The 14,313-nt window shown below is 45.3% G+C and carries 12 protein-coding genes and 1 pseudogene; 5 read left to right on the plus strand and 8 right to left on the minus strand.

Going from position 1 to position 14,313, the window contains the following annotated elements; all coding sequences use genetic code 11:
* Positions 1 to 171: pseudogene (locus QUB08_RS10200) on the plus strand (photosystem II q(b) protein); the annotation flags it as partial.
* 135 nt (positions 172 to 306) lie between these two features.
* Here QUB08_RS10200 and QUB08_RS10205 read toward each other — a convergent pair.
* From QUB08_RS10205 to QUB08_RS10225, 5 genes are all read right to left on the minus strand, one after another.
* Positions 307 to 1,029: a DUF4276 family protein gene (locus tag QUB08_RS10205; RefSeq protein ID WP_333224637.1), complete on the minus strand. Its 723-nt coding sequence runs from the start codon at positions 1,027 to 1,029 to the stop codon at positions 307 to 309.
* Positions 1,017 to 2,324 carry an AAA family ATPase gene (locus tag QUB08_RS10210; protein WP_333224638.1) on the minus strand — a complete coding sequence of 436 codons (1,308 nt, stop codon included), beginning with the start codon at positions 2,322 to 2,324 and terminating at the stop codon, positions 1,017 to 1,019. Before QUB08_RS10210 ends, QUB08_RS10205 begins: the two co-directional genes overlap by 13 nt.
* A gap of 107 nt (positions 2,325 to 2,431) precedes the next feature.
* A complete protein-coding gene (gene fabF / locus QUB08_RS10215) occupies positions 2,432 to 3,685 on the minus strand; it encodes a beta-ketoacyl-ACP synthase II (RefSeq protein WP_333224639.1) in 1,254 nt (417 codons plus the stop codon).
* A gap of 97 nt (positions 3,686 to 3,782) precedes the next feature.
* A complete protein-coding gene (gene acpP / locus QUB08_RS10220; RefSeq protein WP_333104466.1) occupies positions 3,783 to 4,037 on the minus strand; it encodes an acyl carrier protein in 255 nt (84 codons plus the stop codon).
* A 943-nt stretch (positions 4,038 to 4,980) separates the two neighbouring features.
* Positions 4,981 to 5,559: a hypothetical protein gene (locus QUB08_RS10225; RefSeq protein WP_333224640.1), complete on the minus strand. Its 579-nt coding sequence runs from the start codon at positions 5,557 to 5,559 to the stop codon at positions 4,981 to 4,983.
* Between the two features lie 902 nt (positions 5,560 to 6,461).
* Here QUB08_RS10225 and QUB08_RS10230 point away from each other — a divergent pair.
* Positions 6,462 to 7,367 (plus strand): CoB--CoM heterodisulfide reductase iron-sulfur subunit B family protein, encoded by a 906-nt coding sequence (locus QUB08_RS10230; protein WP_333224641.1) that lies wholly within the window; start codon positions 6,462 to 6,464, stop codon positions 7,365 to 7,367.
* A 339-nt stretch (positions 7,368 to 7,706) separates the two neighbouring features.
* Positions 7,707 to 8,918, plus strand: a complete 1,212-nt coding sequence (locus QUB08_RS10235) for a chloride channel protein (RefSeq protein ID WP_333224642.1) — start codon at positions 7,707 to 7,709, stop codon at positions 8,916 to 8,918.
* 106 nt (positions 8,919 to 9,024) lie between these two features.
* Here the strand turns inward: QUB08_RS10235 and QUB08_RS10240 are convergent, their stop codons facing one another.
* Positions 9,025 to 9,243: a hypothetical protein gene (locus QUB08_RS10240; protein ID WP_333224643.1), complete on the minus strand. Its 219-nt coding sequence runs from the start codon at positions 9,241 to 9,243 to the stop codon at positions 9,025 to 9,027.
* A gap of 116 nt (positions 9,244 to 9,359) precedes the next feature.
* Between QUB08_RS10240 and psaC the strand changes: the two genes are divergently transcribed.
* A complete protein-coding gene (psaC, locus tag QUB08_RS10245; protein WP_015175986.1) occupies positions 9,360 to 9,605 on the plus strand; it encodes a photosystem I iron-sulfur center protein PsaC in 246 nt (81 codons plus the stop codon).
* 160 nt (positions 9,606 to 9,765) lie between these two features.
* Complete coding sequence (glmS, locus tag QUB08_RS10250) at positions 9,766 to 11,688, plus strand: glutamine--fructose-6-phosphate transaminase (isomerizing) (protein WP_333224644.1); 1,923 nt, start codon at positions 9,766 to 9,768, stop codon at positions 11,686 to 11,688.
* A gap of 118 nt (positions 11,689 to 11,806) precedes the next feature.
* Here the strand turns inward: glmS and QUB08_RS10255 are convergent, their stop codons facing one another.
* Both QUB08_RS10255 and QUB08_RS10260 read right to left on the minus strand, forming a co-directional pair.
* Complete coding sequence (locus QUB08_RS10255) at positions 11,807 to 13,306, minus strand: O-antigen ligase family protein (protein WP_333224645.1); 1,500 nt, start codon at positions 13,304 to 13,306, stop codon at positions 11,807 to 11,809.
* A 43-nt stretch (positions 13,307 to 13,349) separates the two neighbouring features.
* On the minus strand, positions 13,350 to 14,195 hold the full coding sequence (locus tag QUB08_RS10260; protein ID WP_333218159.1) for a YaaW family protein: 846 nt from the start codon (positions 14,193 to 14,195) through the stop codon (positions 13,350 to 13,352).
* Positions 14,196 to 14,313: the final 118 nt, after the last annotated feature.

Raw genomic sequence — 14,313 nt, forward strand, 5'->3', positions numbered from 1 at the left:
TCGATTATCGACTCGCAAGGTCGTGTCATCAATACTTGGGCTGATGTCATCAACCGCGCTAACTTGGGTATGGAAGTGATGCACGAGCGCAATGCTCACAACTTCCCTCTCGATTTGGCTGCTAGTGAAGTCACTCCTGTAGCAATGGTAGCTCCTTCTATCAATGGCTAAGTTTTAGTCTGAGATTGACAAATAGCGCTCCTAGAAATAGGGGCGCTTTTTGTTTGGGGAAAATCTAATTTAACACTACTAATGCTTTGCAAAAGTTGGCTTACAGTTTACCTAAATAAATTTTTATCTGACCCTTTATGGACAACGACAAAAATTATTGAGATAGTTATAGAGTTCGCGAAATAAGGGACATTTTTTCTGGACTTCATTTGGATCGATTTCCCTCAATAGCAAAGGAGTATGATCTCCTTTAGAAAAGCGTGCTTTATCGCGATCGACTTCATCTTGAACACTTGACTCAATTAAATATTCTGATAGTTTTTCTCGACAGCAATCTTTTTCAGCATCGTATTCACTAAATGCTTCTGGATTCTCAAAAGAAACTTTTCTTTGTGTACTCAGCCACCAACGCATCCGTTCATGTCTTTTGCCTCGAAAATCTGAATGTTTAGCTATTGAATTATTCCAATCAGCAATAATCCAAGCTTCGATTTCCGGCGCGGCAAACCCAACAAATTTTCCGATGTCAGCACATTCTCGTATTTTTGATATCTCTGACAATATTTTTGATTTTTGTGTCTGAGAATCGCGACAATCCAAATCGTCAAAAACTAAAATCAAGTCGCATTTATTTGCTTCCGCTTTTAAGGCGATCGGTAATTCTTGCTTTATTTGCTCGATTAAGCTTTGACCTGTTCTTCCATAACTACCTGCTTTATTAGCTTTAGGGCCGGGTTTTTGACGAACTGGTGTTTTTCGTTCAAATCTACAGCCCGGAAAAGTTTTTTCTAAAAAAGGAAAGAATCCTCTAACCTCAGCCTCACCGCCACCAGAGAAAACCCACACTACCACGGCCATCCTCCAATGCTTGGATCGCCAACACGGTATAAGTCGCCCAATTGCCATCCCTCTTCAAGTTTTGGCTCCAGCAGTTCTTTTGAAAGAGATTTGACTGAGAAATACGTTCTGTTTTCGGGATAAAAACAAAGAACATTCTCTAAACGATCGGTAAAGTAATCTAAAAGGTCGGGACTATGCGTGGTAATAATTATCTGAGTTTTTGTCGCAGCTTTTTTAATCCACTCAGCTAAAACTGGCATCCACGATACGTGCAATCCTAATTCTGGTTCATCAATGACTATCAAAGAAGGAAGAAGTGGAGAATGTAATATAGTTGCCCAACAAAGCATCCTGACAGTTCCATCCGACATTTCATTTAGGTAAAATGCTTCATAATCAATACCTTCAAAATACCATTCTACAGTGAGAGATAGGCGACCAGAAGGTAAAGCTCTAAGGCGACGAGTTTTTGGCAGGATGGACTTCATTGCCTCGTTAATGCTATCTTCAAAATTGATAGATTTTTGGTTTAAATTGTACAATACTAAAGGCAGATTATCTCCCGAAGCAGATAAGTAAATATCACTTCCACCTATTTTAGGTTCGGCGGTTCTAATTGAATTCAAATTCATGTTATTGGCATTATAAAATTGCCATTTTGAAATAAATTCAATTAATTCTCTTCTAATTTTGTAAATAGGTGTAGTTTCTGGTGGTAATAGACTATTTTCAAGCAGTGTCGGAATTGTCAACAAACCAAAAGAATTGGTAGGAATGTTATCTAAAGGTTCAAACTGAGTTGGCTCTTGACCGAGAGACTTGTAAACAGATAAAACTCCTTGCCCTAATTCTCTGTTATGCAATTTATAGTAATAGAAAGGTTGCCTGCTGGAAGTTTCCTGCAAATCTTCTCCGCCATACAGATATTCTTCAGAGATGCTCGACCTTACTTTTTCTCGATCGGTATAAAGTTTGAAATCCAGGATTGCGCTGTCTTTTTGAAGATTACCAGTTTGGTTAATTTGCGAAAAACAGCAAGCTATACTGACCTTCGCTGGACTTTCAACATTGACATCTAAAATTCTACCACCACCAATTTTAGAAACAGCATCCTCAAAACTACTCACGTCCCGATTTGCGTCAGGAATAGCTATTAGGCAATCTTTTAAAAATTTTAAACAACTGATGAAATTGCTTTTGCCTGAACCGTTTGAGCCGATAAATATATTAAGGTTGTTTAAATTTACAGATGGATCTAAGTGTAGATTTTTATAATTCTTGGTTGTCAAAAATCGAATAATTGGTTGATTCATACGATCGCTCCGGTTATACTTCAGAAAGTTAGGGTAGGCAAGATGCCTACCCTACAGAGGTGAAAAATTAATTTTTTACCTTTTAACTCTCGATTTTGGATTAGCTGTTACTGAACAAACTTCTTGAATGCCAGAGTCACGTTGTGGCCGCCAAATCCAAAGGAATTCGACAGCGCTACATCAACTTTTAGATCGCGACTTGTATGAGGAACATAGTCCAAATCGCACTCAGGATCTGGGTTTTCCAGATTAATTGTCGGCGGGATTTTGTCATTGGCGATCGCCATTACCGTCGCCACCGCCTCAATTCCCCCAGAACCGCCCAAAAGATGACCAGTCATTGACTTGGTAGAACTAATTGCTACTTTGTAAGCATGGTCTCCCAAGGTCTTTTTAATCGCTTTTGTTTCAGTAGAATCGTTGGGAAGCGTGCTCGTGCCGTGAGCGTTGATATAGCTCACTTGATCCGGCGTCAAACCCCCATCCTTGAGCGCTAAAGCCATCGCGCGCGACGCACCGTTCCCCCCCGGTACCGGAGAAGTCATGTGATACGCATCGCAAGTTAAACCGTAGCCGACGATTTCTGCGTAAATCTTCGCGCCACGCGCCAGAGCGTGTTCCATTTCTTCTAGAATCAGAATGCCAGCACCTTCGCCGACGACAAAACCATCCCGATCGCGATCGAACGGACGAGAAGCATGAGTCGGGTCATCATTGCGAGTCGAAAGCGCCCTCGCCGCAGCAAAACCTGCCACGCACAAAGGTGTCACCGCAGCTTCTGTACCGCCGCAAATCATGGCTTGGGCGTAACCCGCCTGAACTAAGCGAAACGCATCGCCCACGGCATTTGACCCGGCAGCGCAGGCCGTCACCGTGCAAGAGTTTGGCCCTTTAGCGCCCGTGTGAATCGCCGTCAGGCCCGCGGCCATATTCGCAATCATCATGGGAATCATAAACGGGCTGCATCGATCGGGGCCGCGATTCAGATAAATCTCTTGCTGGTCTTCCAAAACCTTCAGGCCGCCAATGCCAGTGCCAAGAATGACACCCACCTGTTCTGCGTTCAGGTCGTTAATCTCAAACTTCGCATCAGCAAGAGCTTGTTTGCTAGCTGACACCCCAAATTGAGCAAAGCGATCCATCCGCTTTGCTTCCTTGCGCTCTAAATAGTCGTGTGGGTCGTAACCTTTCACCTCTGCGGCAAAGCGGCAGTCGTGCCGCGACGGGTCGAATAAGGTGATCGGGCCTATACCATTCTTCCCGGCAAGCAACCCGTCCCAATACTCGGACAAGGTATTGCCGATCGGTGTAATCGCGCCGAGACCCGTAATAACAACGCGCTTACGCTCTAAATTTGTCATGATTTCAGTTTCAAAAAATTAAACACCCAGAACGCAGAACAAAAGAGGAGTTTCCAGTTTTCTAACTTCTCTCCTCTTAGGGGAAAAGACAGGTATTTTATGCTTTTGGAGCTGCAAGTTGGCTGCTGATGAAATCTACAGAAGCTTGAACTGTAGTAATTCCTTCGGCTGCTTCGTCGGGAATTTCAATATCAAACTCTTCTTCCAAGGCCATGACCAGCTCTACTGTATCTAAGGAATCTGCTCCTAAATCGTTAGCAAAGTTGGCTTCGGGCTTGACTTCGCTTGGATCGACTTCCAATTGATCAGCCACAATTTTCTTGACTCTAGCAAAAATGTCGTCTTGACTCATAACATCGTGTCCTCATTGGTTGCTGCGTATCTAATCTTATCCGAAAGGGGGATCGGCAAGAGAAAGGCTGGCCGCTTTTCTAAGTGACACGGGCCAGCGACAATTGGGACACGGACGATCGCAGCAACTCTAGGACTGTTATGGGGTGGCGATCGCTATTTGAATAGTTCTGGAGGCATAAACTCTATCTGGCGGTGCACACCGTACCTTACCGCTACCAATAGTGTTGCAAAGCAATTTTTGCGTCCCGGACTGATTGAATGACTATCTGCCAGAGATCATGCCCTAGTGACTGCTTGTCCCCTAGAAATTCTCAAAAGCAACGCCTAAACGCATACGATCCGTCTTGCTTTCCTACTTGCGCTCGCACTCAGATAACCTCAACGGACTCAATGGAAGTATCGCATCTGTACATCGCATCTGTACAACGATGGAGTTTGCCTACGCTGCGTTCCCGACAAACACAAACCACCTCTTAGCCCCTATTTAGCGCCTGCTGCACCATGTACTGCCCGAGTTTCCCGGATGCGCCTACGATAAAAACCTTCTTCATATTCCTTCCCTACACATAAGGGCGGAATTGAGTGGCAAACGAGCGCCTCGATCTCAACACCAAGATATCACTTTTGTCCGATCCAAGGATATGTTATACACCCATCACTTCACAATTACTTATGTTTCGCGATCGCCCATAGCTTCTCTGGACTCAACAACAAAGCCAACCATCTTTGCTTTGCTTAATCTCGGCTGAGAAAAGACAAATTTAACAGGCGCGCTCTGTTCCGCCTAACGGTGTGCTTGAGGGGCTGTCAAAACCATTGCATCTACACCAGTGACTTTCGCCAGTCGGCTCCAAGCGAATTGTTAGACAGCTTAACATCAACTCTACTTACAGGATCAGAGATTGCACTTTGTCCATCAATTGTGGATGATTCCCCTCATTTCATGGATTTTCAGGAAGAAGCGCCTCCATATAGGGGGCAATATAATTGCGACCTTTTTCGATATAGTACGTGGTAAACAGAGATTCAAACTCCTGTTTTACTAATTGAAGTGCAGCATTCAAACGTGGGCGACCGTATACTAAGAACTGAGCCGTCGAATATGCATAGTATTCTTTCTCTTTACCGACAATATTTTTCTTGAATGCATCTTGGTAAAGCCCACGTCCCTCCTCAATCAATTGTTGAATGGATGAAGTAAAATGAATAGACTCTCCACTTGGGAAGTCGATTTTTTTATCTTGAATAAATCCAATCACCTTCTTCATGCATTCACGGGTCTGTTCAACTGATAAGCATCCCTCATCTTTTCTTCTAAATCCCCATTGAGTGCAACCATTTGTAACTTCAAGGACTCGTAAAATTGCGAGTTTGTCAAGCTCACTTGATTCGATTTTCTGCAAGTCATGAATATGATGCTCAATCCGTTTACTAAATCCGTGGAAATCAGTTTCAAAATACTCTTTGAGCTCTTTGATCTGGGCTAACTGTTGCCAGTCGAACATTATTGAGTTTAACATTATTGAATTCCCTCCAAATCATTCATGTTTAGGCAGTATGGGTGGCTAAGGACTACCTCAATCCGCTCAAAATAGTCATTTTTATCCTAGCGATACTCAAGCGTTTTGAAATCTCGATCGTAGCTTGCCCGATCATCACAACTTCAAGAACGCCTTCTTGAAGTTGTGATTGAACTCCTCGGCAATACTTCTGTCATTTGGATAAGCAAAGTAGCAATTCCCATCAAGGTAGGGAGAACTGTAGGAAAAATCAGTGGGTTGAAACCCCTCCTCCAGTAACTTTGGCCCTCGATCTTTTTGAGAAGCTTTGTAAATTGTGACGGTTTGGGGGAATTGTGCTTGGCCCGACTGCATGATTTGACATCTTGGCTGAGATGAAAAGCAGTATCATAAACTACCGCTATGTCTGGAACCAGATGATTTTGCAACTACCGACAGCATTGAAGTACAGTCCCACCGATAACCCAGCAAGCTAACGGTTTTGTTCAGCCACCTTGGCTTATTTACTCTTGAATCATAACACTCTAATGGGTCGGCTGTAACGATGTGTTATGCTCGATCGCCTAACAATTACTTATGCTAATGCGCTCGCCCTTCGCCTTTGGGAACTGACAAACTTAGTAACTCATTTTTGCTTGCCCAGCAGTAATCGCAGATACATAACTTTGACGGTGCGATCGCTTCCAGTGTCTAGACGAACCATCAGCGATGCAATTTTCCCAAAAGCGCCTTAAGCAGATTAGCGCGATCGCCCCGCCACCGACCTGAAAACTGCGTCCTCATCGATAATAATTGTCTAAAACTAGGTAAGGATATGGAGAGGGTAAACGAAGCAGGAAGCATCCCAACTTCGATCGCCCTCCTTTCTTTTCCCGAACCTTGTGTCCCCTGCAGAAACGATTATGCCATCCCCAAATCTCAAATATGCTTATTTTCCCGGTTGCGTCGCCCAAGGGGCCGCCCGCGAACTTTACCTGTCTACCCAAGCCCTGACTCAAGCTTTGGGCATCGAACTGGTGGAACTCAAAAAAGCTTCCTGCTGCGGTTCTGGCACTTTTAAGGAAGATTCGCAGTTGCTGGAAGATACCGTCAACGCCCGCAATATTGCTTTGGCTGAGGAATTGAATCTGCCTTTACTGACGCATTGCAGCACTTGTCAAGGGGTAATCGGTCATGTGGACGATCGCCTCAAGGAATCTCAGAAAACCGATCCCAACTACATAGAAAAAGTCAACGGTTTACTGGAAAAACAAGGCTGTTCGCCTTACAAAGGCAGTACCGAGGTGAAACATCTGTTGTGGGCGATCGTTGCCGATTACGGGCTCGACGAGGTGCAGAAGCGAGTCACGCGCAAGCTTTCCGGTTTGAAGTGCGCGTCTTTTTACGGGTGCTATCTGCTGCGAGCTCAGGATAAGCTGCTTTACGATGACCCGCACCAACCGGAATCGATGGAAAATGTGTTTCGGGCGATCGGGGCAACTCCGGTTTACTATCGAGGGCGCACGCAGTGCTGTGGCTGGCCGTTGGCGAGTTATGCCACTAACCAATCTTTTCAGATGGCAGGCAAACATATTCAAGATGCTCTTGACAATGGCGCTGATTGTATGGTAACGCCTTGTCCGCTTTGTCATTTAAATTTGGATTCGCGGCAGCCGGAGGTGGAAAAAGTAATCGGGCGGAGGTTAGGTTTGCCCGTGTTGCATTTGTCGCAATTGGTAGCTTTGGCTTTGGGTGTGGAGCCGAAAAAACTAGGACTTGATCGACATATTGTTTCAACTAAGCCCGTGTTAGAAAAATTAGGCTTTTAGTCGATCGATTTGCGCGGGTTTGTAGTAATGACTTTAGTCCTTTCTCCTATCAAATCCAGGTGGGTAGTAAGGACTTTAGTTTTTTCTCATATCAAATCCGGTTAGATCGGAATTATACGCGAGTGCTTGCGTCCCGCTCGATCGCGCTCGTACATTTTTGAGTTCAGTCCTGGACTGCCGTTGGTAGACTGCGATTGTTAAAGCGCATTCGATCGCCAGATTTACACTCAAAAGCAAGTGTGGTTAGTAGGTTCATATGCAGACCACAAAAGCTGTATACTATTATACAAAATAGTTTTAAGACTTCCTAACTTCCTAGTTAGAGACAAGGAACAAGCAATGAAACGAAATCCAATAAATCTCACACGTCCGGTATTGATATGGGCCATGCTAGGAATCATTTGTGGTTTGTTTGCTGCAAGTTATTGGGTATTTTTGTCTTACATAATGCTGGGATTTGAATATTTTAGTGGACTTTCTCTACTAATCATCATGCCCCTTGCTGGTTTGCTCATCGGTTTGCTCATTCATTGGCTGGGAAATCCTGGCGAAATAGGATTGATTATTGACAATATTCATCTCAATGGTGGGCGATTACCCATGAACGAGAATCCTTCGATGATTCTGTCGTCGCTAATCAGTATTGCAAGTGGAGGCAGTGCTGGTCCAGAAGCACCAATGGTGCAAGTCACAGGTTCAATTGGTACGTGGTTAGCCGATCGCTTTCAATTGCGCGGAGAGGCACTACGAACTTTGAGTATTGCTGGCATGGCATCTGGTTTTACAGTTTTGTTCGGCGCTCCATTGGGTGGTACTTTTTTTGCTTTAGAAATCTTGCATCATCAGAATGTTGTGGAGTATTTTGAAGCAATATTGCCTGCTGTCGTGGCAAGTTGTGCAAGTTACACTATCTTTGTAGCAATTACCCAGCTTGGAATTGGCCCTACCTGGCATTTTCCTCAATACAATGTGGACAGCTTGTATGACTTTGGCGCAGCGATTGCTTATGGAATCGTAGGTGCGATCGTGGGGTGGCTTTTTATCGCTATATTTCGCAGTGTAGGTCGCTTGTTTGATTCGATACCCAGTCCAATCTATGTGCGTACTACTTTAGCTGGACTAGGACTTGGTGTTTTATCAGCTTTATTTCCGCTCACTCGTTTCTTTGGTGAACATCAAATTGAAAAAATTGTTGAGGGAAACTTTTCTTTGGGATTTCTCTTAACTTTAGTTATTGCTAAAGTGTTTGCCATTAGTACGACTGTAAATGGAGGCTGGCGGGGGGGGATTATCATCCCACTGTTTTTTATAGGAGCCTGTTTAGGCAAGGCAATCGCTATCATTAATCCCGCATCCAACGAGACTTTGGCAATGATTTGTGTAATGGCTGCTCTGAATTCAACAGTTACTCGAACTCCAATTAGTACAACTCTGCTACTCGCCAAATTGACAGGATTCAGCACTTTTACACCGATTCTCTTCGCTAGTCTCGTAGGTTTCTTCTTGGCTCCCCGATCTCCCTTCATTACCTCACAGCGTAAAATTGATTAACAAACGGCTAGAATTCCTCTAATAGCTCGGTGTAGCGGCGAAAAATACGTGCAATTTGGGAGTGTCGAGTCTAAAGGCTTCTGCCATTACAAATGCACCAATGGCATCAAACAACATCTAGCCGTTGATACCAGTCAGCTTGCCGTTTTTGATCCATTGCACAAAAGCCAGTGTCACCAGTGCCACTGCGAAACTCAATTTGTATTCGATCGGGCTGATGCTCAAACGGTTGGCGAATGATATCGAGTCCAAAAGGGTTCTCTAAGACTTCCAGCGTGAATAACTGTGAAGTTTTGTCGCTTTTTCGCGAAGTGCTTCCAGGCACTGCGGTAGACTAACCTTTAATTCTCTGTGCAGGCTATAGCGGTGGCACCTCGCCGTCAAATCTGTTAACTCGCAGAGGCAGCAAATTTTTAGTGACTCGTTGGGAGCCTTTATTCAATGTCTCATTCAGTCAAAATTTACGATACTTGCATCGGCTGCACTCAATGCGTCCGCGCTTGTCCGACTGACGTTTTGGAGATGGTGCCCTGGGATGGCTGCAAAGCAGCTCAGATTGCCTCATCTCCCCGCACCGAAGACTGTGTAGGCTGCAAGCGGTGCGAAACTGCTTGCCCTACCGATTTTCTCAGCATCCGGGTTTACCTGGGAGCAGAAACCACTCGCAGTATGGGTCTAGCCTACTAAATATCGATCGACACGCCGATCGAATTAGGGGCACAAAAGAGGGGGCGATTAAATTGCCCCCTCTTTTTTTGTCGCGGAATCTGCATTCTGGGGCCGGAAGAAGGTAAAAATGAGAAAACTTGAGTTTTATTGCGATCGCTAAGCAGGAGTAGTACGTTAAATGTGCGGAATCGTTGGCTATATCGGCACGCAAGCAGCAAGCGAGATTTTGCTAGCAGGATTAGAGAAACTAGAATACCGGGGCTACGATTCAGCGGGCCTCGCTACCATCTCCGAAGGAGAAATTACCTGCATCCGAGCAAAGGGCAAATTGCACAGCCTCCGGGAAAAGCTAGCAGAGATAGACTCTCTGGCTCCCATCGGCATCGGACACACCCGCTGGGCAACTCACGGCAAACCAGAAGAATATAACGCTCACCCTCACCTAGATAATAGCGGGCGAATTGCGGTAGTTCAAAATGGAATTGTCGAAAATTATCGCGAGTTGCGGAAAGAATTGAAAGCGAAGGGACATAAATTTGTCTCGGATACCGATACAGAAGTTATCCCTCATTTAATAGCTGAATTTTTGAAAGAAGCAAGAAGGGAGAATCAAGAAGAAAAAGATAAAAAAACAGAGAAAATTGCTGATTTATCGTTTTTGGAAACAGTTTTAAAGGCGGTAAACAAATTAGAAGGAGCTTTTGCGATCGCCGTTATCTGTGCAGATTTTCCCGAGGAAATAATTGTCGCCAGACAGCAAGCTCCTTTGGTGATTGGCTTTGGTGCTGGCGAATTTTTCTGCGCTTCCGACACGCCGGCCTTAGTATCTCACACCCGCACTGTTTTGTCCTTGGAAAATGGCGAATTGGCAAGGCTAACTTCGATGGGAGTGGAAGTTTACAGCTTTGCAGGGGAAAGGCTGAAAAAAAGCCCGCGCATCCTTGGTTGGAGTCCGGTTTTAGTCGAAAAACAAGGCTTCAAACACTTCATGCACAAGGAGATTTATGAACAGCCAGCCGTAGTCCGAGCTTGTTTGGAGGCTTATTTAGACAGCGATTGGCAGCCAGGAAATCCGCGCTCTCCCATCAATCTCAACTTGCCCAAAGAACTTTGCGCTGATGTCGAACAAATTTCCATTCTCGCCTGCGGAACGAGCTGGCACGCCTCGCTAATCGGCAAATATTTGTTGGAACAATTAGCTAATATTCCGACTGCGGTGCAGTACGCTTCTGAGTACCGCTACGCACCGGCACCGCTGACAGCAAATACTTTAACTATTGGGGTAACTCAGTCGGGAGAAACGGCGGACACGCTGGCTGCTTTGGGGATGGAACAGCAGCGCCGCGCTGGTTTTACCGATAAATTTCGGGCGAGAATGTTAGGCATTACTAACAGAACCGAAAGTTCGATCGCCCACATGATGCCGCACGTAATCAATACCCACGCCGGTATAGAAGTCGGCGTTGCTGCAACTAAAACTTTTGTGACTCAGTTGATGGCATTCTATTTCTTAGCTTTGGATTTGGCGCACCAGCGGCAAACAATCAGCACTGAGAGATTGGCAGAAATTATTACTGGTTTGCGCCAGTTGCCGGCCGAAATTGAAAAGTTTTTGGAGATTCAAGAACAGTATGTGGAGGAATTGTCCCACCAATTCACGGAAACCCAAGATTTTATCTTTTTGGGGCGGGGAATTAACTTTCCGATTGCTTTGGAAGGGGCGCTGAAACTGAAGGAAATTAGCTACATTCACGCCGAAGGATATCCGGCGGGAGAGATGAAACACGGCCCGATCGCCCTTTTGGATGCGAAAGTGCCTGTAGTGGCGATCGCCATGCCCGGTAGCGTCTACGAAAAGGTGCTTTCCAACGCTCAGGAAGCCAAGGCCCGCGACGCCCGTTTAATTGGTGTTACGCCGAAGCAAGGTGTGGCGGAAGCCGATATTTTTGACCACATTTTGCCAGTGCCTTTGGTGGATGAATTATTGTCGCCGATTGTGACAGTAATTCCGCTGCAATTGTTGGCTTATCACATTGCGGCGCGTCGGGGTTTGGATGTGGATCAGCCGCGCAATTTGGCGAAGTCGGTGACGGTAGAATAAAGGAAGTCATTAGTCAGTAGTCATTAGTCATTAGTCAGTAGTTGGTTGTTGGTTGTTCGTTCTAATAAGCAATAACCAATAACCAATAACCTATGCCCGATGCCCAATGCCCGATCGCCTATTCCCTCTGGCTGACTCCGCAAATTGCGGCTAACAGCAACCAGCTTGTAGTATTGACTCGAAAATCAAACAGCGTCACATCTACAGTGTTAAAAAGCGTACAGGCAGCAAAGGCTAATAAATAACTGAAAAAAATTAGGCGCTCGGCCGCTCTTACCTCTTGACAAACTACCTGATTTTTGCTATGACTTATAGATTTTTGATTGAGCACTAAAGCATTTTCCGCTACTTTCTGTGTGGCTATTTCCTCGTGTTGGATATCCGCAGGAAAAAGCGGCCAATTCGCCAGCAGTAAAACACCTCTAGCCAAAACCCAGCCAACTAAACCAAACAACAAAACCGTTGCCGGTATCCCTGTTTCCGCAGTCAACATCAGCATCAAACTGTGAGGATGACCCAGCCATTCTTGCATCTGAGCTTGATAGAGAGGCGTAAAATTTCGCAATCCCCAACCAGTCCAAGGACGCTGCTGAGTCATTGACCAAGCAAATTCCCACTGAGTTTTTCTCAAAGTAGCTGTCGGCCGATTTGGGAACATTTCGTCGGTGAGTCTAGCCCAAAAGAAAGCAGGGACAATTATTCGTAAAGATTGCCGCAGTGGTTCCGGGCCAAAGGCTGACAAAAAAATTGTGCTAGCCACACTCAAAACCGCAGTTAATAATTTTTTATAACCCGCATAAAATGCCAAAGCCAAAACTGCCAAAACTGCCAGTCCCCAAGCATTGCGAGAATTAGTAAAAATCAAAGCAACACCATTTCCGATCGCTGCAAAACTTAAAAATAGGAATCGGTAATTGGGAATTGGGAATTGGGCATTGGGAATTGGTAATTGGTGACGACTGACAACTGCCAACTGACAACTGCCAACTGACAACTGACAACTGACTTCTTCCATCCACAGTCCCAGTGCTAAAATAAAAGCAATTGTCAGATAGCAAGCTAAAATATTTGCGTACATAAATACAGAAGCCATGCGGCCGGGGGGATTGCCTTGGGGTTCGAGTACCCAGCCAAAAACAGGCTGCAATTGATCGATGCCGCTCCAACCTAAAAATTGCTGTCCCAGACCTAAAATTATCACGGGAATTGAACTAATTACAATCATCCAAGACAATTGTCGCAACTGAGCCGAAGTTTGAATTAAACTGCTGAAAGCGGCAAACAATATAAAGAACGGCAAGAAATTGTACAACCCTAAAAAAGCCTCGCTGCGGTTGTTGGCAAAAAGCGCTGTGATGACTAGCAGCGCGCTCAGAATTGCGAATCCTCGATTCAACGGGCGGCGAGTAATTTGACGGAACTTTTGCTTGCAAGTGCCGGCCAATCCCAGGAATAAACCTAAAGCTCCCAAAATCGGAATTAAGGGAAAAATCAGCATCCCCACTTGGGCGAAATTCCAAGGGATTTGCAGGCGGGGATCTGGATGTTTTTGGAGGCGAGACTTGAGATTTTTGGCTGTCTGTTTGGCAGCTAATTTCAACCGTTTTTTGATATTCACCCACACTCCCAATCTCAAATCTAAAATCTACAATTTACCATCGTTAAGCTAGTTCCCAAACGCATTCCGATCGCGTCAGGCGTATTTGAGCGAGGGCAAAAATGGTCGGGATAATGCGGCCGTAGTTCGTGGAAATCGATCGCCAACCCAAATCCGCTAAAAACCAAGTCCACATCACCGGGCCGACTAACGAAAATACGCTCCGCGTCGCACCGTAACGGGCGGCACTCACCGCCATACCGCGCCGCGCTGTCTGAATTGCGACATAATTTTGAAACTGGGTTGCGGCAGTTGCAGTGCCTGCAAGCACTCCTTGTTTTGCCATTTGATAGGTGGCAAAATGCAGCGCAAATTGATTTGCCATTAGTTTGAGCAGCATTGGTTTTAAGATGGAACTAACAGCTAAAGCGCTGCCGCCTTTGAACAGTAAACCCAGCGGGTCTTTTTCAGCAGAAATTGGCAGGGGTTCTGAGAGTTTAGAATCAACGATCGCTCGCTGTACGCGCACTGTCAGCGCTTGCTGTTCATCTGCAGGTAAACGCTTCCAGGCGCGGCCCATTAAGTGCAGAAATACTTCTGCCTCTAAGTCGGTGGTTGACAACTGTCTGGGATAAGGGATTTTGAGATAGCGACAAACTTGAATGAGTGCTTGTCTGTAAGTTACTTGTTGGGTTCGCCCTCTGAGTACCGTCAACCCGTCGGCTGCAAGATAGCGAAACCGCTGTTCTACGGCGTCGAGCCATGCTTCGCGATCGCGACTTTGTACATCTATCGGTGCGGGGGTTTGCACGTAATCTAAAGGGTTAAACTTGCGGCTGAACAGAAGTTCTGTTAGTTGCTGCAATTCTTCTTCTGTTGTCAATTCGAGTGCTGCTCTGAGTTCGTCCAAAATTTTGCCCTCCCGTATTCGATTTTAGATTTTAGATTTTAGATTTTAGATGGCTGCTGATTGACAACCAGTGGGATTTAGTATTTACCTACAGTGGCTTTTTTTATCTTGTCTTAAT

It is taken from the genome of Microcoleus sp. BR0-C5 (assembly GCF_036705045.1).
Classification (GTDB): Bacteria; Cyanobacteriota; Cyanobacteriia; order Cyanobacteriales; family Microcoleaceae; genus Microcoleus.